This is a genomic window from Streptomyces sp. NPDC088554, from assembly GCF_044752945.1.
Classification (GTDB): domain Bacteria; phylum Actinomycetota; class Actinomycetes; order Streptomycetales; family Streptomycetaceae; genus Streptomyces.
This window is the reverse complement of record NZ_JBIVMF010000018.1, coordinates 126,448-145,484: the sequence shown is the minus strand read 5'-3', so window position 1 is coordinate 145,484 and position 19,037 is coordinate 126,448. Positions and strand designations below refer to the sequence as shown.

Below are 19,037 nucleotides of genomic sequence, written 5' to 3'. Positions count from 1 at the left end.
CGTATAACGTCGCACGGTGCTACCTCGTGGCTCGCTGGTCGAAGAAGTGGGTGAGTTTGGCGGCGATGTCCTGCTCGTGCCAGTGCTCGGCGAAGATGTCGAGCTCCCGGGCCAGGGCCTTCGGCGCGTTCGGATCGGCGAGCAGTCGCTTCATCCGGCCGTGGGCGCCCGGCGGCAGTCCGGTGTAGGTGGCGGCCAGGGCCGTCACGGCCGCCTCGAACTCCTCGGCCGGCGCGACGGCTCGTACGAAACCACTGGGCAGGAACTGTTCGGCCGGCAGCAGTTCGCCGGTGAGCATCAGATGCCGGGCCAGCGGGTCGCCGACCTTGCGGGGCAGCCGTACGCTCGAACCGGCGCCGGGCAGCAGGCCGTTGAGGATGTGCCCGTCGCCGATGACGGTGCCCGCCCGTGCCACGACCGCGTCACAGGCGAGCGCCAGCTCCAGTCCGCCGGCGACCACGTGGCCGTGCACGGCGGCGATGACGGGCTTCGGCGACTCCTCCAGCCGGGTGAAGCACTCGGAGACGGTACGGAGGAACGCCAGGGGGTCCTGGCCGGTGCGGGCCAGCTCCAGCAGATGGCGCAGGTCGGCTCCGGCGCAGAAGCTGGGCCCGTTGCCGGAGATGACCAGGGCCTCGGTGGCCGGGTCCTGGATCGCGGCGGAGACGGCGTGGTCCAGGGACTTGACAAGGTCGGGATTGATCGAGTTCCGGCTTCCGGGCCGGTTGAGCCGGATCCGGCGGACGCCGCCGGTCTGCTCGGTGAGAACCGCGGTGGTCACGGACGGGCTCCCGGGTCGGTCTGGCGCCGCTGGCGCAGGACGTAGCGTTGGATCTTTCCGCTGGGTGTCTTCGGCAGTCGGTCGACGAAGTGCACGGTGCGGGGGTAGGCGTGGGCGGCGAAGCGCTTCTTCACCAGTTGCTGGAGCGCGGTGGCCAGGGCGTCGGACGCCTCCTCGCCGTCCCGGAGGACGACGAAGGCCTCCAGGACCTCGCCGCGGACCTCGTCGGGCGCGGCGACGACCGCGCACTCGACCACCGCGGGGTGGGTGACGAGCACCGACTCGACCTCGAACGGGCCGATGCGGTATCCGGCCATGATGATGACGTCGTCGTCCCGGGACGAGAAGTGGAAGTAGCCCTCGTCGTCCACCCGGCCGACATCCCCGGTGTAGTACCACCGGCCGTCGTCGCTGAACTTCTCCGCGCTCTTCTCGGGATCGCCCTCGTACCCCTGGAACCAGGCGGGCGGGCTGGCGGTGAGGTCGGCGGCGATCCGGCCGACCGTGCCGGCGGGCGCGATCTCGTCGCGGTCCTCGTACAGTACGTGCAGGCTCCACCCGGGCATCGGATGCCCCATGGATCCGGGGCGCACCGGCCGGCGCAGCGCCGGGTGCTGGTGGTTGTTGACGAGCATGCCCGCCTCGGTCTGCCCGTAGTGGTCGTGGACCTGGATGCCGAACGCCTCCTCGGCCCAGGTGTTGACCTCGGGGGTCAGGGGTTCGCCCGCGCTGGAGACCCGGCGCAGCGCGAGACCGTCCGGCACCGGGACGCCGGAGGCGCGCAGCGAGCGGTAGACGGTGGGCGCGGCGGTGAAGTTGGTGACCGCGAGCTTCTCCATCACCTGCCAGGTCAGCTCCGCCGAGAACCCGGAGTGCAGCAGCACGCTGGGCACCCCCAGGCTGAGCGAGGCGATCACACCGAAGTAGAGGCCGTACGCCCAGCCGGGGTCGGCGGCGTTCCAGAAGACGTCGTCGTCGGTCACCCCGCAGCCGTACTCGGCGTAGAGCCGGAAGCCGGCGATGGCCGAGGTGGGCACCACGACGCCCTTGGGGCGGCCCGTCGTACCGGACGTGAAGATGTGGACGAGCGGTGCGTCACCGCCCAGAGCGGCGGCGGGGAAGCCGGGCCCGTGCGCGTCCAGCAGCTCGGCGAAGGAGAGATCACCGGGCCGGCCGGCGCTGCCGCTGACGATGATCCGCCACCGCGCGTCGGCCGGGATGTCCTCTCCCGGCTCCAGCTTCGCGCGCTGGGTGTCGTCGCAGATGACGACCTTGGCGTCGCCGGCCAGCAGGCGCAGCGCGATGGCCGGGGGCGCGAACGCGGTGAACAGCGGCACCGTCACGGCGCCGAGCCGCCAGGTGGCGAGCAGGGCGACGAGGTAGTCGGCGCTCTTGCCCATCAGGGTGGCCACGCGGTCACCGGGCCCGACGCCGAGCGCGGCGAGGGCGGCGGCGAACCGCTCGGATTCGGTCTTCAGCCGGCCGTAGGTGAGTACGGTGGCCGAAAGGTCCGGCTCGACGACGGTGTAGGCGACGGAGTCGGACGGATAGCGGTCGCACAGCAGCTGGGCGACGCTCGCGTGCCGGTCGCTGTAGCGGGTGACCAGTTCATGGACCCGGACGAGCGGGTCGATGGCCGGGCGGGGGTCGGAGGGGGTATCGGAGAGGACCATCGTGTGCCTCATAACGGAACAAGGAAGTCGACCCTAAGGTCTGGGTACGATTTCCTGTACGTTAGTACTCTGTTAAGTATCCATCAAGGGTTTGGGGTCCACTCTCCTTTCCGCTCTCCGAAGAGGGGCGGCGGAGCGGCGCGGTGGCCTCCGGCCGGCCCCGGGACAGCGCCCGGGGGACCCGCCGGCAGCGGCTACTACTGGCCGGTGTCCGACGGCTTGCGGCCGTCGAGCGCGCGCCAGCGCTTCCGCAGCGCGTGGGCGGCGGCCTTGGGCTGCCGGTCGCGGGTGAAGATGCCCTTCTTGTTGCCGCCCACCCGGTGGATGCCGTTCGAGGTCTGGAAGTCGGCGAAGTTCCAGACGTGCTCGCCCACGAAGGCGTCGATACGGTCGAACGCGCGGTGGTTCGCCTCCAGATAGGCGAGCTGGTACTCCTCGGTCCACGGCACGTCCCACACCGAGTGCAGCCCCGGCAGGGTGTCCGCGCCGTACTCGCTCATCATGATGGGCTTGCCGAACTTCTCCGCCCAGCCGCGCAGATCGCCTTCCGTGTACGTCTCGGCGGCGGCGAGGTCGCCGATGGCGATGTACCAGCCGTAGTAGCGGTTGACGCACAGGACGTCGAAGAGATCGGCGATGAGGTCGTTCTCGTGCGTCGCGAACATCACCGCCGCGTAGGTCACCGGACGCGTGGGGTCGAGCTTGCGGGTGAGCTCGACGAGCGGCTCGAAGTAGGCGCGCGCGCCCTCCTCGTTGGAGGCTGGTTCGTTGGCGATGCACCACATCACGACACTGGGGTGGTTCTTGTCCCGGGCGATCAGCTCCCGGATCGCCCGGGCATGCGCCGCTCGGGTGTCGTCGTTGAACGTCTCGTCGGAGAAGGTCGTCCGGGGCGGGGTGCCCATGAGCCCGCTCTCGACGGCCAGGTTCAGACCGACCGCCGCGGTCTCGTCGATGACGACGATGCCGTGCCGGTCCGCGAACTCCATGACCTCCTCGGCGTAGGGATAGTGCGAGGTACGGAAGGAGTTGGCACCGATCCACTCCATGAGCTGGAAGTCATGGACGAGATAGGCGTCGTCGTGGCCCTTGCCGCGCACGGCGGTGTCCTCGTGCTTGCCGAAGCCGGTGAAGTAGAACGGCTCGCCGTTGATGAGGAACTGGATGCCGCGCACCTCGACCGTGCGCACCCCGAACGGCTCGGTGTAGGTGTCCACGACCTGGCCCGCGCCGTCCAGGACCTCGACGACGAGGTCGTAGAGGTACGCCGCACCCGGCCGCCACAGCGTCACACCGTCGATCCGCAGTGTGCCGTTCGCGCCCTCCCCGTCGGCGACCTCGGTGCCGGCGGCGTCGAGCGCGCGCACCCGGACCGTCGCCGCCGTGTTCGTCCCGACCGAGTAGTCGACGGTTCCGGTGGTCCCGTCGAGGCCGGTGACGACCGTGATGTCGTCGACATGGACAGCGGGCTTGCTGTACAGCCACACCGAGCGGGCGAGCCCCGCGTAGTTGTAGAAGTCGTGCAGATACGTCTGCTTGCGCCGCCCGTCCTGGGTGACCGTGATGCTCCCCGGCGGGATGGAGACGCTCGTCAGCTCATTGTTCACCCCGATCGTGAGACGGAACTCCCCGCCGGGGCGCACCTGTTCGGTGATGTCGGCCTCGAAGGGCGTGTACCCGCCGACGTGTTGGGCGACCAGGACATCGTCGACGTACACCTTTCCCTCGTGCGTGGCGGCGTCGATCCGCAGGACGACGCGCTCGCCCGCCCAGCCGCGCGGCACCCGCACCGGGCGCTGGTACCACACCCAGCCGACGTGGTCGCGGATCGCGCTGTCGGTGAACACGTCGTTGTAGCTGGCCGGTACGGGGGCTTCCAGCCTCGTGTCGAGCGGGGCGGTCCACGGCTGGGGACCGACGGTCCCGGCGATGGCGAACCGCCAGATCCCGTCGAGGTTCACCAGCTCGCGGGTGGCGGTGGAGCGGGGCTTGAGCATCGAGGTTCTCCTACACGGTGTTGTCGTGGGGCCCGGCGGCGAACGGTCGGCCGCCGGGCGGACGTGCCGTGCGCCGTCAGTCGGCGCTCTTGAGGGTCAGCCGCCATTCCCATGCGTACTCGCTGCCCGGGAGCCGGTGGCGCGGGTGGGTGTCGGGGCCGAGGACCGCCGTACCGAGACCGCGGTGGGCGATGTCGAGGTGCACCACGGTCTTCTCGCTGGGCGCGAGCTCCCACCAGTGTTCGGCCGTTTCCAGCTCGTCCACCGAGTGCCGGCCCACATTCATGTGCAGCGGGGTGGGATGCGTGGTGTGGACCGTACCGGCGGGGCCGGTGAGCCGGAGCGCGGTGACCTCGCCGCGGGTGCCGTTCTCCTGCGGGAGGATATAGGGCACGGCCAACTCCTCGATGGGGCTGTTCCACGCTCCGAGCAGGGCCGATGCCCGCCGGTCGGGGTAGTTCTCCCACGGGCCGAGGCCGGTCCAGCCCGCGTCCCCGAAGCCGTCGACGAGTTCGAACTCCATGCCGACCCGCAGACCGTCCTGGGTGTCCTCGGGCAGCGACACCTGCTCGGCGAGGACCCAGTCGCCGTCGTCGAGCACCGTGACCGTCCGCCGGTGCACGACCTCGTCACCGAAGGCGGCCGCGTAGCGGGTGGTGACCACGGCCCCGTCACCGGTCTCCTTGACCTCGACGTCGACGGGGGTGAGCCGGAAGAAGCCGGAGCGGACGAACCGGTTGTCGAGGGAGAACGACTTGTCGTGGCAGGTGAGCGCCCGCCACAGACTGAGCTGCGGGGAGCGCCGCAGCAGGGGGTGGCGCAGGGCGCCCGTGGCGTCGACGGGCAGCGCGGCGGAGCGCGCCGGGGTCCGGGGAAGCGGTTCGGGCGCGTACGGAAGGACGACCTGCTCGGCGGCCACCTCGGTGCCCGCGTCCGCCCACAGGGCGGTGTGACGGGTGCGTACGGTCAGGGTGAGCGCCAGCGCCGACTGCGCGGCGAGCGGTTTCCGCAGCGTGGCGGGGATCTCGATGGTGTCCTCGTCGCCCGCGGCCAGCGCCGGGGTGGGGACCGCGACGGCGTCGGTCGGACCGGTGGGGGTCTCGACGCGCAGTTCGAGTGTGTACGCGCCGAGGTCCGCGAACGTCTGGCGGTTACGGATCCGCAGTGTTCCCGCGAGCGCTTCGGCGGCGTCCGAGACGATACGGACCGGGCTGAACACACCGCGTGCCTCGAAGAGCGCCGGCTTCGGGGTGAGGTCGGGGAAGACCACACCGTTGGCGAGCATGGGCCCGTTGTGGGTCTCGTCGCCGAAGTCGCCGCCGTACCGGAGCTTCCCGTCGCCGTCCCGGTCGAGGGAGTGGTCGGCGAACTGCCAGATGAAACCGCCCTGGAGACCGGGCAGCGACTCGAACAGCTTCCAGTAGTCGGAGAGCCCGCCCGTACCGTTGCCCATGGAGAACGCGTACTCGCAGGTGATCAGCGGGCGGTCGGCGCGCGGATCGGCGGAGTAGCCCTCAAGACTGGCGAAGGCCGGGTACATCGGACAGAGGAGGTCGCTCACCGCGTGGCCCGCGTGCCAGTCGGTGGAGACCGCGCCCTCGTAGTGCAGGGGGCGGGTGGGGTCGAAGCGCCGCAGCCAGCCGGCCGCCGCGTCGTGGGCCGAGCCGTAGCCGGTCTCGTTGCCCAGCGACCAGGAGATCACCGAGGGGTGGTTGCGGTCGCGCAGCACCATCCGCGAGACGCGCTCGACGATCTCGGACAGATAGCGGGGGTCGTCGGCGATCGTCGAGGCGAAGGCGTGTCCCTCGACGTCCGCCTCGTCGACGACGTAGAACCCGATCTCGTCGCACAGGTCGAGGACCTGCGGGTCGTTGGGGTAGTGGGAGGAGCGGATCGCGTTCACATTGAACCGCTTGAGCAGGGACAGCTCCGCCAGATGCCGCTCGCGGGACATGACACGCCCGGTGCGCGGTTCGACGTCGTGGCGCGCGACCCCCTGGACCAGGATCCGCTTGCCGTTGACGAGGAGGTCGCGCCCCTCGACCCGGACCCGGCGGAAGCCGATCCGGATACGGGTCTCGTCGGCGACGCTCCCGTCCGGGGCGAGGAGCTGGACCACGAGGTCTTCCAGGTGCGGGGTCTCCGCCGACCAGGGGGCGACCCCGAGGTCGCCGAGGGTGAAGGCCGCACAGCCGGCGGGCGCGGCCGGGTCCGGAAGCTTGGTCATGGTCGCGGGGATCGCCCGGAACTCCGGCGGGACGGGCGCGCCCGCCGCGTTGATGCTGATCAGGTCCATGAAGTCGGGGGGCAGCTGGGGCTCGGGCCGGGTCGACCTGTCCAGCGAGGGCTTGGGGAGGGTGCGGGTGGCGAGGCGGGCGGAGACCGGATGGGTCAGCGACTGGCCGAGCACCTCGATCCGTACCGACCAGTCGACCTCGTAGAGGTGGTCGAGGCCGACCGTGAACACGTTCACCTGAAGGTTGCCGAGCCCGGTCTCCGGGTCGTAGTCGGCGACGGCGGACACATCGGCGAGCGCGATGTCCGGCACGGTGCAGAGGAAGACCGGGCGGGTCAGCCCCGACTGCCACCAGTGGTCCTGGTCCTCCAGATAGCTGGCGGAGGACCACTTGGCGACCCGGAGGTCGATCCGGTTCGTACCGGGGACGACGGCTTCGGTGATGTCGAACTCGGCCGCGAGGTGTGAGTCCGAACTGTTGCCTATCGGGCGGTTGTTGACGACCACACGCAGCAGCCCGGAGGCGGCTCCGACATGGAGGATGGTCCGGCGTCCGGCGACGGGCGACAGCTGGATCACCCGGCGGTAGACGCCCGTCGGATTGTGCGCGGGGACCTGCGGGGGCACCTCGTCGAACGGCATCGGCACGTTCGTGTAATGCGGCACGTCCCCTTCGGCGAGCTCCTCCCGCATCGTCCACAGGCTCGGGACCTGGACCTTCTTCCAGTCCAGGCCGAGCGGCGCCGTGGGCGTCGGCAGCAGCTGGAAGTCCCAGACGCCGTCGAGCTCGATGTCGGGGGTACGGCGCAGCGCGCGCATCGGCAGCCGCCCGACGGAGTGCAGGCCGGAGGCGTCCCAGGGACCCGTGGTGTTGTCCGATGTTGTCATGCCGAGTCCTCCAGACCCTTGCCGCCGCGGCGGGCGACCTCTCCCAGCCAGCCGAGGCTCGGCTTCGGGTGCCGCTCGAACGTCTCGCGGTCGACCGCTATCAGCCCGAACGTCGGCTCCCAGTGGCCCCATTCGTAGTTGTCGAGGGCGCTCCAGTGGAGGTAGCCCCGTACGTCGATGCCGTCGTCGACCGCCGCGAACAGATGGCGCAGCGCCTCGGAGGTGTACGCGATCCGCCGGGTGTCGTCGTCGGTGGCGATGCCGTTCTCGGTGACGAGCACCGGGACCCCGCCCGTCGTCTCCCAGGCGTGCCGGACGGCGATGCCGATCGCGTCGGGCCGGTACGCGTTGCCCGTCAGTGTGGTGTCGGGGCTCAGCGGGTGGGGGACGATGCCGTTCGCGTCGACGGCCTGGCTGGAGTACGACTGCACACCGATGAAGTCGTCGCCGCGGGCGGCTTCGAGGTACAGGTCCTCACGGGTGTACCGGATCGCGCGCAGCTTCTCCTCGTACCCCGGGGTCGCGGTCAGCGCCTGACTGGCCACCGTCCAGCCGGACTTGGCGTTCGTGCGCTCCTTGAGGATCTCGCGGGCCGCGTGGTGTGCCTCGGCCAGGCGCCGCCCGATCCTCGGGTCGGGGTCCGGCAGCACCGGGCGCGCGGCCCCCTCGACGGTGGGGCTCATCCACTTCGCCGCGTCCTCCTCGGACACGGCCGCCGCGTTCTGGCTCATCGTGGCCATCAGGGCCAGCATGTTCGGCTCGTTGATCGTGCAGACCCACTCGACACCGTCGAGGATCCGGGTCGCCGTCTCGACGTACGACCGGAAGCGGTCGATCGCGCGGTCACCCATCCAGCCGCCGTCCTCGGTGAACCAGCGGGGGTGGGTGAAGTGGTGCAGTGTGACGACCGGGGCGAGGCCGAAGCCGATGGCGGTGTCGATCATCCGCCGGTAGTGGGCCAGTTCGGCGAGGGAGACATGTCCCTCGGCCGGCTCGATGCGCGCCCACTCGATCCCGAAGCGGTACGCGTTCAGACCCGCGTCGGCCAGCAGCCGCATGTCCTCGGCGTACCGGTGGTAGCTGTCGATCGCGTCACCGCTGCGCTCCATGCCGGGCATGTTCGGCTCGTGCGCCCACCAGTCGCTGTTGACGTTGTTGCCCTCGATCTGATGAGGGGCGGTCGACGCTCCCCAGAGGAAGCCGGGAATGAGTTCAGTCACCGTCGAGATCCTTGCTCTGGACCGGCAGGGGAAGCCACGGCTCGGAAGATGTGGAGCGGCGGCGAGGGTGACACGTTAGCATGAATTTCGAATCGCGATACTATTTTCGCGAGTGGCCGACAATGAAGGCCGCCGGACCGGTCCGTAATCCAGCAGCGGGAGAGAGCGCATGAACGCAAGCAACGGCCGCGGGCCGTACGCGAAGACGGCGGAAGTACGCCGCCGGATCCTCGAAGCCTGTGTGGACGCCTTCGGCGAGACCGGCTTCTACGGCGCCACCATGAAGGACATCGCCAAACGCGCCGGGATCAGTCACACCGGACTGCTCCACCACTTCGCACGCAAGGAGGGCCTGCTCATCGCCGTACTGGAGCTGCGCGACGAACTCAGCGCCCAGTTCCTGACGTCGGCCGACGCGATGGACCCGTCCTCGAACCCCGTCGAGGCGCTGCGCGGCATGCTCACCGTTGTCGTCGACAACGAACTCCAGCCGGGAATCATGGAACTGCACTGTGTCCTCTCCGGCGAGGCGACCTCACCCGGCCACCCCGCACACACCTACTTCGCGAAGCGCTATCGCAGCGTCCGCCGCTTCTACACCGACGCCTACACCGAGCTGGCCAAACGCGGCGAACTGCGGTCGGAGGCGACACCGGAGACCCTCGCCACGATGACGATCGCCCTCATCAACGGCCTCCAGGCGCAGTGGCTCTTCGACCGGGACTCGGTGAGGATGGAGTCCGCGATCCATGCCTTCCTGCGGTCCGTCGTTCCGGGACTGGCCCGATGAGCGTCACGGTCGGCGTGCTCGGCGCGGCGCGCGTCGTACGGTCGACCCTCCTGGAGCCCGCCGGAACGCTCGACGGCAGCGAGGTCACCGCCGTGGCGGCCCGGGGCAGGGAACGGGCCGTCGCGTTCGCCGGCGAACACAACATCCCGTGTGTGCTCCTCTCGTACGACGAGATCATCGACGACCGGACATCGACGCCGTCTACGTCCCCACCCCCGCCGTCCTGCGCGGACACTGGACCCGCCGCGCGATCGAGGCCGGCAAGCACGTCCTGTGCGAGAAACCGTTCATGGCCGACGCGGAGGAGGTCGCGGCGGTCGCCCGGCTCGCCGAGTCGAGCGGCCTCGTCGTGATGGAGGCATCCCACTCGCGCCACCACCCGATGCGGACGCGCGTGGCCGAACTGACCGGCTCCGGCGCACTCGGTGAACTCCGCACGGCCCGAGCGGAGTTCGCCGTGCCGCACGCGGACACCACCGGCATACGGTGGCAGCGTGAGCTCGGCGGCGGCGCCCTGATCGACCCGGGCTGTTATCCGGTACGGCTGCCGCGCCATCTGTTCGGCGAGCCGCAGGTGACCGGGGCACGGGCCGACGGTGTCGACGCGTCGGCGACGGCCCGGCTCGCCTTCCCCGGCGGGGTGTCCGCAGAGGTGGTCGCGAGCGTGCGGACGGAACGCCCGCACACGGTCGCACTCCACGTCACCGGCTCGGCGGGGACCCTGCGGGCCGCCGACCCCACGGCCGTACCACCGCTGCTGCGCGGGCTGCTGCCCGCCGCGGCCTGTTCGACGCCGCCATGGCGCTGAAGGAACCCCTGGTCGCGCCCGTCGGACTGGACCCGGCCGTTCCTGGACGTTCGCATGCCCTACCTGTACGGGCAGTCGACGATCACCGCGGACGCGGGCGTCGTCACCGAACAGGGCGGCCCGCGGACCAGTTGCTCCTTCCGGCCGGAGGCGTTCCGCGACACCGTGACCGACGGCGGCCCGAACCTGACGGATGTCCGGCAGGCCACGGCGGCCATGCGGGCGACCGGCGAGATCTCCCGGGCCGCCGGCCTGCGACCGCGCACCCCCCTGATTCCCTGGCCGAGCCGCCGCGACGGTGACCGGCCCGGCCGCCGGAAGGGGGCCGGGCCGGTCCGGGCGGCCGTGGGCGCGTACGGGATCAGGCCGCACCGGCTCGTACATCCTGCTCGCGGCCGGTCTCGGCCAGCCGCCGCCGCTCGGTACGCCGACGCGCCTGCTCGACCGGGTCCGCGACCGGAGCGGCGAGCAGCAGGCGCTGGGTGTAGGGATGCTCGGGGGTGGAGGTGACGAACCCGGCGGGACCGGTCTCGACGATGTCCCCCTTGTGGACCACACCCACCCGATGGCTCACATGCCGCACCACCGCGAGGTCGTGCGAGACGAAGAGATACGCGACCCCGGTGCGCCGCTGGATGTCGATGAACAGATCCAGCACCCGTGCCTGCGTCGACAGGTCCAGCGCCGAGACGGGCTCGTCGCAGACGATCAACCTCGGCTCGGGGGCGAGCGCGCGGGCGATGGCGACACGCTGGCGCTGCCCGCCGCTGAACTCGCGCGGCAGCCGCTCGGAGGCGTCCGCGGGCAGCCCCACCTGGTCGAGCAGACCACGCACCCGGGCCCGCGCGTCCTGGGCGGTGGCGCCCTGCACCACCAGCGGCTCGCTGAGGATGTCACCGATGGTCAGCGACGGGTTCAGCGAGGTGTACGGGTCCTGGAACACGACCTGGATGTCTCGCGCGAGAACGCGCCGTTCCCTGCCCGAGGCGTGGGTGATGTCCTGGCCCCCGAAGAGAACCCGCCCACCGCTCGCCTTCGCCAGCCCGAGCACGGCACGTCCGATGGTCGTCTTGCCCGACCCGGACTCGCCGACGATCCCCAGGGTCTCGCCCTGACGCACCGTCAGTGATACGCCGTGCAGGATCTCCACGGGACGGGCGCGGAAACCACGTCCCGGATAGGCCACCCGCAGATCGCTCACGTCCAGCAGCGGAGTCGTCATGACGCCTTCTCCTCAAGCACCTCGGCCGTGTCGACCGGGGGATCGGCCCGCAGACTGCCCTCGTCGAGGATGGAGCCCAGAAGCATGCGGGTGTACGGATGCTGTGGCGCCCGGAAGATCTCCAGTACGTCACCGACCTCGACGACCTCGCCCCGCTGCATGACCGCGACCCGGCTGCAACTGTCCGCGACCACACCGAAGTTATGGGTGACCAGCAGCACCGCCATGTTCAGCTGCTTCTGAAGGTCCCGCAGCAGGTCCAGGATCTCCGCCTGGACGGTCACATCGAGCGCGGTCGTCGGCTCGTCGGCGATGAGCAGCTCGGGACCGCTCGCCACCGCACCGGCGATCAGCACACGCTGTGCCATCCCGCCGGAGATCTGGTGCGGATACGAGTCGAAGGTGCGCTTCGGGTCCGGAATGCCCACCCGGTCCAGCAGCGCGAGCACATGGGCGCGTGCGGCCTGCCGTGACATCGGCTGCGAGGCGCGCAGACCTTCCACGAGCTGCGCCCCCACGGTGAACGACGGGGCCAGGTTGGACATCGGTTCCTGCGGTACGTACGCGATGGACGTGCCGCGCAGGTTCCGCAGCTCCCCCTCGCCCAGGTCGAGGAGTTCGCGTCCGTCGAGTCTGATCGAGCCGCGGGTGACGACTGCTTCCGACGGCAGCACACCGAGGGCCGCGAACGCGGTCTGGGTCTTGCCCGATCCCGACTCACCGACGAGGCCGAGTGTTTCGCCCGCCGCCAGGGTCAGTGTGACACCGCTGACGACCTCCCTCAGCTCACCGGAGGGCGACGGATAGGCGATGGCGAGGTCCTCGATCGTCAGCAGCGGCGGAGCCGGGGAGGAGGCGTCGGGGCCGGTGCTCCTGGTGACCCCGGCCCGCGCGGGCGCGGTGATCCTGGCCGCCTTCGGCACCACCTGCTCCAGCGCGTCCCGCAGGGAGTTGCCCATCAGCACGAACGACGCGTTGATGAGGCCGAGCAGCAGACTCGGCCAGACGAACTGCATCGGCTTCTCATAGAGGTTGACGAAACCGTCGGCGATCATCGCGCCGAAGCTGGGGATGGTGTTCGACCCGAGGCCGAGGAAGGCCAGCCCCGATTGCAGGCTGATGGACGACCCCATCAGGAACGCGGTCGCGATGATGATCGGTCCACGGATCACGAACAGCACATGCCGGGAGAGGATCCGCAGATCCGTCAGGCCCGAGACCCGCGCGGCGTCCACGAACAGTTCGTTCTTCACCCCGACGACGAGATTGCGTACGAGACGGAAGATGCCCGGGGCCGAGAGCACACCGAAGATCAGCATTGTCGCCCGGTAGTCGCCCTTCGTCACCGGAAGCAGCACGATCAGCAGGAGCAGCCCCGGGAACGTCATGATGAGGTTGAACGCCCAGTCGGTGAGCGACTGGATCCGGCGCCCGAAGTACCCGCCGATGAGCCCGGCCGTGACGCCGATGGAGAGGGCGACGCCGGTGCCGATCAGGCCGGCGATCATGCTCGTATTGATCGAGTTCAGCAGCCGGGCGAAGATGTCCCGGCCGCTCTGGTCGCCCCCGAGGGGATAGCCCGAGGCGCCGGGATCGGCGTTGATCGCGTCCAGGGAGGCGTGGTTCGGGCCGTGATCGGTGAGGGCCGGGGCCAGCACCCCCAGCGCGATGATGATCAGGAGCAGGCTGATCGTGATGACGGCCTGGGGGTCCTTGAGGAGCTTGCGCAGGAGCGACGTGCGCTGCGGGGCGACCGGCCCCGGAGCGGTCGCGAGGTCGGTGCCGCTCATTGGAGCCTCGCTTTCGGGTTCAGCCAGCCGTTCGCGACGTCGACGACGAGGTTGACGCCCACGACGAAGAGGACACTGAAGAGGGAGAGGCCCATGATGATGGGGACGTCTCCTTGGAGAGCCGCGTTGAAGGAGTAACTGCCGATTCCCGGCAGCGCGAACACGTTCTCGATGATGAGCGCGCCACCGAGCATCCCGATGAACTCGAAGGACAGGACGGTGAGCGCCGGTCCCGCGGCATTGCGCAGGGCGTGGCGCAGCACGATCGACCGGGTGGAGATGCCACGGGTGCGCAGGGTGCGCACGTAGTCCTTGCGCAGCTCGCCGATCATGGTGCCGCGGATCTGGGCGGACAGGCTCGCGATGCCGGCCACCATCAGGCCGATCACGGGGATGGTGATCGTGGCCAGCCAGCGGGCGGGGTTCTCGCTGAACGGTGTGTAACCGGTGGCCGGCAGCCAGTCCAGCTTGACGGCGAAGACGACCACCAGGCCGATCACGATCAGCAGGTTCGGGACGAGGTAGCCGAAGAGCGAGGCACCCTGTGCGAGCCGGTCGATCACACCGCCCCGCGACGCGGCGAGCACACCGAGTACGACACTGATGACGACGGTGATGGACAGGGCGACGGTGATGATGGACAGGGTGACGGTGAGGTGGTTCCAGACGGCGGAGCCGACGGGCTCACTCGTGAAGTACGAGTCCCCGAACTGACCCCGCAGGGCGTGGAACAGCCAGTCGAAGTACTGGACGATCACGGGGCGGTCCATGCCCATCTCGGCCTTCTTTGCCTGGATCGTCTCGGGGGTGGCGGCGCTGCCGAGGATGCTTCTGACGATGCCGTCGAAGGAGGTGCTCAGCAGAAAGAAAGTGATCATGGAGACCAGAACGGTGAGCACCAGGCTGGTGCCCAGCCGGCGTAGCACATAGAGGGTCATGGAAGGGGCTCCTTCGGGCCAGGACCGGTGGGAGGGGCTGCCGGGCCGGTGGTGTGGTCACCACCGGCCGGAAACCGCACGGGCCATGGCCTCTCGTCCGGATCGTGCTGGACCCGCGCGTGGGCTCTCCGCTGTGATCCGGCCTGATCCAGACGAAAGACCTAGCTGGATACGCCGAACAGACGGACGGTGCTGAACTGGTTGGATCCGTCGCCGAGGTAGTCGACGCCCTTCTTGGTGGTCCAGTTGTTACCGAGGAAGGAGACCGGCGCGTCCCACGCGTTCTCGACCACGAACTCGTTGACCTTCTTGTAGAGGGCCGCCGCCTTCACCGGGTCCAGTTCGGCCTCCGCCTGCTCCATCAGCTTCGTGAGCTCCGGATCCGTGGAGTGGAACGGGTTCAGCACACCGGCCGGGGAGAAGTTGTTGGCCGCCTCGCGCGAGGGGGTGTTCACACCGTCGACGAAGAGGAACATCGGGTACTTCTTGGAGGCGACCGCCGACAGGTTGTTCTGCGGAGGCACCGGTGTCCACGTCGCCTTGATCCCGATGTCACCGAGCGCCTGGCTGACGGTCGGCTCCATGATCTTGGTGAAGACGAAGCTGGGCATCGTGACGGAGAACCCGTTCGGATAACCGGCCTCGGCCAGCAGCTTCTTCGCGGCCGCGGTGTCGTGGGTGTAGGTCCGGTCGAGCGCGGCGTCATAGGCCGGGCCCTGGGGATTGAAGACCTGCACCGAGGGCAGTGCGACGCCCTTGAGCAGCTGGTCCGCGATCTTCTTCCGGTCGAACGCCATGTTGATCGCCTGCCGTACCCGGGTGTCCGCCAGCGGTTTGAGCACACTGCCGGCCCGGTCGGCGAGGATCAGGTTCGCTGTCGCGTTGGCCTTGATGAGTGTCATTTTGAACCCCGCCGCCTTGAGCCTGGCGGAGTACTCGGGGGCGGAGGACCCGGCGGCCAGCTGGCCCGCCTGCAACGCGTTGAACTGGGCGGTGGGATCCACCATCACCTTGAGTGTCAGGGTGCGGAACGGGTATGCCTTGGCGTTCCAGTAGTCGTCCCGCCGCTTGAGTACATAGGTCGAACCGTTCACGGTCGCCTTGTCGAGGACGTACGGGCCCGAGCCGACCGGGTCCAGCTGCGTGCTCTTCCTGGCCACCGTCGCCGGATCCGCGATCACACCGGCGCCCATCGTCAGGTTGGTCAGGAACGAGCCGTCCCGCCGCTTGAAATGGATGACGACGGTGCCGTCGTCGGGCGTCTCGATCGACTTGACGGTGGTCAGATGGGGCTGCTGTGGCCCGGGGGTGGACATGGTGCGTTCCAACGTGGCCTTCACCGCGGCCGAGTCCACCGGGGCGCCGGAGCTGAACTTCATCCCCGCGCGCAGATTCAGTGTGAGAGCGAGGCCGTCGGCGGAGTACTTCCAGCTCTTGGCCGCGTTGGGCTTCAGCGCACCCTTGTTGTCCGTGTACAGCAGTGTGTCGTAGAGGGAGCTCCAGATGAAGGCCGCCTGCCCGTCATAGAGCTGGGCCGGGTCGAGGGAGGACGGAGCGCCCTGGATGGAGAGGGAGAGTGTGGTGTTACCGGGCGACGAGGGGTTCTCGGCCTCGCCGCCTCCGCACGCTGTCAACGCCAGTAGTGCCGCCGCCGTGATCGCTGCGGGCAGTGTTCGAAACCGCGGTCGTGGGTCGTTGAACCGAATGCGCGTCATGTGGATTCCTTGTCCCGTGCGGTCCGGGGCCGGTGCGTTCGAATGCGGCCGGCACCACCCCGGAGTTCCTGCCGGACGGCTCACGGTCGGGTCTCTCCATACCGGACGCAGACGTGGCATCGCATCGTCTGAAGCCATGAGGGACTCGAACGAGCCAACTCGATAACACCTTCCAAGTGGTTAGTTTTCGCTCGTGGAAGGTAGGCATCATGGGGAGGGGCGGGGAAGGGGGCGTGCAGCGTTCTTGACCAGAGCGTTACCTTTCGGGCGGGATGGTGGGGGGTGAGGTGGACTCGAATCCTGACCATGTGGAAAAAATTCGCGTCGGGGGCTAGGGTGCCCGGGGCGAGCTCGGTGGGAACCTCACCTCGACCACCACGAAGGTGTGCGGCCAACGACAAGGGGACGCGACGTGGACCGGACAAAGGCACGCGGGCCTTACGCGAAAACGGCGGCCCGGCGAGCGGGCATCATCCGCGCGGCCCGGGACAGCTTCGCCGAGCACGGGTACGAGGGAGCATCCCTGCGCGACATCGCGAAGCGGGCCGGCATCACCCACGCCGCCGTGCTCCACCACTTCGAGAACAAGGACGAACTGCTCACCGCGGTCCTCGCGCAACGCGACGACGAGGAGTGGGAGAGGGGCTTCGCCGAAGCGGGCGCCCTGGATTCACCCGCCCAGTACCTCGGGGAGCTGCTGCGCCGGCATCAGGAGACACCCGAACTGATGCGGCTCTGGGCGGAACTCAGCGCGTCGGCCTCGCGCCCCGACCACCCCGCCCGCGCGTACTTCGTCGACCGCAACGAACGGGTACGTTCCTACACGGCCGGGGTCCTGCGGGAGCGCGAGGCGCAGGGGAGGCTGCCGGAGGGGCTGGATCCGGACAGCGCGGCCGCCCTTCTCCAGGCCGTACTCCACGGTTTGCAGACACAGTGGCTGCTGAACCAGGAACTCGACATCGTCAAGCCGCTCCACCGCTTCTTCGACCTCATCCTTCTGCCGGTCGAGCGGGGGCGCTCCACGGACACGCCTTAGCTTCCGCGCGGGTCGACATGGATCTTGGGCCCCGGACCGGCGCCGGGCGGGCGCTCACCGGCGAGTACGGGGCCGACCAGGTCCAGGCCGACGGTCGCGGCGACGAGCGGTCTCGGGTCGACCGATCCGTCGGCGTACGCCCGGATCGTGGCGTCGAGGCCGGGGGAGGCGGACAGGACGCCCACCGCGGTCACGTCCTTGAGAGCGAGCGCGCGGGTGTCGATCAGGCTGGGCCCACCGGCCAGTCCCACGTACACGACGCGGCCGGCCGGCTCGACCGACTCCAGGGCCAGCGCGGGCAGATGGGCGGCGTTCGAGGCGTCGACCACCGCGTCGAACGGTACGTCGGGGACGGCGTCCTCCTGCCACGCGTACGCGAAACCCAGAGCGCGGGCGAAGGCGAGTGAGCTCTCGGTGGTGCCCATCAGATGCACCTCCGCGCCGAAGGCGCGCGCGAACATCGCGACCAGCAGCCCGATGGTCCCCGGGCCCAGCACCAGGAGCCGGCTCCCGGGCCGCGCGTCGGCTGCCTGTACGGCGCGCAGCGCGTTGCCGCCCGGCTCCACCAGCGCGCCCAGCACGGCGTCGACGGAGTCGGGCAGGACACGCAACGAGGAGACCGGTACGGTGAGTTGCTCGGCCAGGGCGCCGGCCCGCCGCCCGCGTACACCGACCTCCTGGCGCTTCTCGCACACATGCTGATGGCCTCCTCGGCAGCGGCGGCAGGCGCCGCAGCCGAGCATGGTGTCGCCCATGACGCGCCGGCCGACCCAGGCGGGGTCGACACCGTCACCCACCGACGCCACCCGCCCGGCCCACTCGTGGCCGAGCCGCATGGGGTAGGCGGAGTGACCGTGGTGGAGGTAGGCCATCTCCCCGGTGAAGAACTCTACGTCGGTGCCGCACACACCGACCCGTTCGACATCGACGACGGCTTCACCGGGTGCGGCCACCGGCGCCGGGACCTCCCGTACCACGTACTGGCCGGGGGCGGTCAGTACGAAGGCGCGCATGGGGCGTTCGCTCACCTCGGCCCGAGTACGCGCTGGCGTTGTGTGCCGAGGCGGTCGATGCCCAGCTCCATCACATCACCCGGCTGGAGCCACACCTGCGGGGTGAGCCCCATGCCGACGCCGGGCGGGGTGCCCGTGTTGATCAGGTCGCCGGGCTCCAGGACGAGGAACTGGCTGAGGTAGTGCACGATGACGTACGGGTCGAAGACCATTGTCTTGGTGCTGCCGTTCTGGCGGCGCACACCGTTGACATCCAGCCACATGTCCAGCGAGAGGACATCGTCGATCTCGTCGGGGGTGGCCAGCCACGGACCGGCGGGGTTGAAGGTCTCGGCGGACTTGCCCTTGGCCCACTGCCCGCCGCGTTCCAGCTGGAAGGCGCGCTCGCTGATGTCGTTGACGACCAGATATCCGGCGATGGCGTCGCGGGCCTCCGACACCGAGTCGAGATAGCTGGTGCGCCGGCCGATCACGATGCCCAGCTCCACCTCCCAGTCGGTCTTGCTGGAACCGCGCGGGATGCGCACGTCGTCGTGGGGGCCGACGAGTGTGTTGGGCGACTTGGTGAACAGGATCGGCTCGTCTGGCACGGGCATGCCGGTCTCGGCCGCGTGGTCACGGTAGTTGAGCCCGATGCACAGGATCTGGTGCGGGCGCGCTATGGGGGCGCCGATACGTTCCCCGGCGAAGCGGGACACCTGGCCGGCGGCGGCTCGCTCGGCCACCACGGGGCGGACACGGTCGATGCCGCCCCCGTCGAAGAACGCCTCGTCGAAGTCCGTGACGATGTCGGAGAGGTCGACATAGGTCTCGTCGTCGATACGGGCGACGGGCTTCTCGGCGCGGGGAGCGCCGATGCGCATGAGATACACGAGGTCAGTCTCCAATGTGGGGTCAGTGGGGCAACGGACAGTGGATCGGCAGGTCGGC

At 69.6% G+C, this 19,037-nt stretch carries 14 protein-coding genes; 3 read left to right on the top strand and 11 right to left on the bottom strand.

What is annotated here, in order from left to right; all coding sequences use genetic code 11:
- Positions 1-19 precede the first annotated feature (19 nt).
- From ACIP8W_RS21980 to ACIP8W_RS21960, 5 genes are all read right to left on the bottom strand, one after another.
- Positions 20-781: an enoyl-CoA hydratase/isomerase family protein gene (locus tag ACIP8W_RS21980; RefSeq protein ID WP_401957077.1), complete on the bottom strand. Its 762-nt coding sequence runs from the start codon at positions 779-781 to the stop codon at positions 20-22.
- Positions 778-2,454: an AMP-binding protein gene (locus ACIP8W_RS21975; RefSeq protein WP_401957079.1), complete on the bottom strand. Its 1,677-nt coding sequence runs from the start codon at positions 2,452-2,454 to the stop codon at positions 778-780. The genes ACIP8W_RS21980 and ACIP8W_RS21975 overlap by 4 nt, the downstream gene beginning before the upstream one ends.
- 197 nt (positions 2,455-2,651) lie before the next feature.
- Positions 2,652-4,451, bottom strand: a complete 1,800-nt coding sequence (uidA, locus tag ACIP8W_RS21970) for a beta-glucuronidase (protein WP_402204250.1) — start codon at positions 4,449-4,451, stop codon at positions 2,652-2,654.
- Between the two features lie 76 nt (positions 4,452-4,527).
- Complete coding sequence (locus ACIP8W_RS21965) at positions 4,528-7,575, bottom strand: glycoside hydrolase family 2 TIM barrel-domain containing protein (protein ID WP_402204248.1); 3,048 nt, start codon at positions 7,573-7,575, stop codon at positions 4,528-4,530.
- Positions 7,572-8,795 (bottom strand): family 1 glycosylhydrolase, encoded by a 1,224-nt coding sequence (locus ACIP8W_RS21960; RefSeq protein WP_401957083.1) that lies wholly within the window; start codon positions 8,793-8,795, stop codon positions 7,572-7,574. Before ACIP8W_RS21960 ends, ACIP8W_RS21965 begins: the two co-directional genes overlap by 4 nt.
- A 169-nt stretch (positions 8,796-8,964) precedes the next feature.
- Here ACIP8W_RS21960 and ACIP8W_RS21955 point away from each other — a divergent pair, with 169 nt between their 5' ends.
- Both ACIP8W_RS21955 and ACIP8W_RS21950 read left to right on the top strand, forming a co-directional pair.
- Positions 8,965-9,585, top strand: coding sequence for a TetR/AcrR family transcriptional regulator (locus tag ACIP8W_RS21955; RefSeq protein WP_401957085.1), 621 nt, complete (start codon positions 8,965-8,967; stop codon positions 9,583-9,585).
- Between the two features lie 148 nt (positions 9,586-9,733).
- Entirely contained in the window at positions 9,734-10,393 is a 660-nt protein-coding gene (locus tag ACIP8W_RS21950; RefSeq protein WP_401957087.1) for a Gfo/Idh/MocA family protein, read from the top strand.
- A gap of 361 nt (positions 10,394-10,754) precedes the next feature.
- Here ACIP8W_RS21950 and ACIP8W_RS21945 read toward each other — a convergent pair whose 3' ends face one another.
- From ACIP8W_RS21945 to ACIP8W_RS21930, 4 genes are all read right to left on the bottom strand, one after another.
- The gene (locus ACIP8W_RS21945; RefSeq protein WP_401957088.1) at positions 10,755-11,615 is read right to left on the bottom strand and encodes an ATP-binding cassette domain-containing protein; all 861 of its coding nucleotides are present in this window, start codon (positions 11,613-11,615) and stop codon (positions 10,755-10,757) included.
- The gene (locus tag ACIP8W_RS21940; protein ID WP_402204246.1) at positions 11,612-13,405 is read right to left on the bottom strand and encodes an ATP-binding cassette domain-containing protein; all 1,794 of its coding nucleotides are present in this window, start codon (positions 13,403-13,405) and stop codon (positions 11,612-11,614) included. The genes ACIP8W_RS21945 and ACIP8W_RS21940 overlap by 4 nt, the downstream gene beginning before the upstream one ends.
- Entirely contained in the window at positions 13,402-14,343 is a 942-nt protein-coding gene (locus ACIP8W_RS21935; protein ID WP_401957090.1) for an ABC transporter permease, read from the bottom strand. The genes ACIP8W_RS21940 and ACIP8W_RS21935 overlap by 4 nt, the downstream gene beginning before the upstream one ends.
- Positions 14,344-14,504: 161 nt before the next feature.
- Positions 14,505-15,977, bottom strand: a complete 1,473-nt coding sequence (locus ACIP8W_RS21930; RefSeq protein WP_401957092.1) for an ABC transporter substrate-binding protein — start codon at positions 15,975-15,977, stop codon at positions 14,505-14,507.
- Positions 15,978-16,470: 493 nt separating this feature from the next.
- Between ACIP8W_RS21930 and ACIP8W_RS21925 the strand changes: the two genes are divergently transcribed.
- A complete protein-coding gene (locus tag ACIP8W_RS21925; protein WP_402204244.1) occupies positions 16,471-17,094 on the top strand; it encodes a TetR/AcrR family transcriptional regulator in 624 nt (207 codons plus the stop codon).
- Here ACIP8W_RS21925 and ACIP8W_RS21920 read toward each other — a convergent pair.
- Positions 17,091-18,107 carry a zinc-binding dehydrogenase gene (locus ACIP8W_RS21920; RefSeq protein WP_401957167.1) on the bottom strand — a complete coding sequence of 339 codons (1,017 nt, stop codon included), beginning with the start codon at positions 18,105-18,107 and terminating at the stop codon, positions 17,091-17,093. The genes ACIP8W_RS21925 and ACIP8W_RS21920 overlap by 4 nt on opposite strands.
- A gap of 11 nt (positions 18,108-18,118) precedes the next feature.
- Complete coding sequence (locus ACIP8W_RS21915; RefSeq protein ID WP_401957095.1) at positions 18,119-18,979, bottom strand: fumarylacetoacetate hydrolase family protein; 861 nt, start codon at positions 18,977-18,979, stop codon at positions 18,119-18,121.
- Between the last annotated feature and the right edge of the window lie 58 nt (positions 18,980-19,037).

What these genes read in the sequence shown, in the direction of transcription:
- ACIP8W_RS21975 (WP_401957079.1), bottom strand. Translation starts at nt 2,454, where the DNA reads ATGGTCCTCTCCGATACCCCCTCCGACCCCCGCCCGGCCATCGACCCG.
- uidA (WP_402204250.1), bottom strand. Translation starts at nt 4,451, where the DNA reads ATGCTCAAGCCCCGCTCCACCGCCACCCGCGAGCTGGTGAACCTCGAC.
- ACIP8W_RS21965 (WP_402204248.1), bottom strand. Translation starts at nt 7,575, where the DNA reads ATGACAACATCGGACAACACCACGGGTCCCTGGGACGCCTCCGGCCTG.
- ACIP8W_RS21955 (WP_401957085.1), top strand. Translation starts at nt 8,965, where the DNA reads ATGAACGCAAGCAACGGCCGCGGGCCGTACGCGAAGACGGCGGAAGTA.
- ACIP8W_RS21945 (WP_401957088.1), bottom strand. Translation starts at nt 11,615, where the DNA reads ATGACGACTCCGCTGCTGGACGTGAGCGATCTGCGGGTGGCCTATCCG.
- ACIP8W_RS21940 (WP_402204246.1), bottom strand. Translation starts at nt 13,405, where the DNA reads ATGAGCGGCACCGACCTCGCGACCGCTCCGGGGCCGGTCGCCCCGCAG.
- ACIP8W_RS21935 (WP_401957090.1), bottom strand. Translation starts at nt 14,343, where the DNA reads ATGACCCTCTATGTGCTACGCCGGCTGGGCACCAGCCTGGTGCTCACC.
- ACIP8W_RS21920 (WP_401957167.1), bottom strand. Translation starts at nt 18,107, where the DNA reads ATGCGCGCCTTCGTACTGACCGCCCCCGGCCAGTACGTGGTACGGGAG.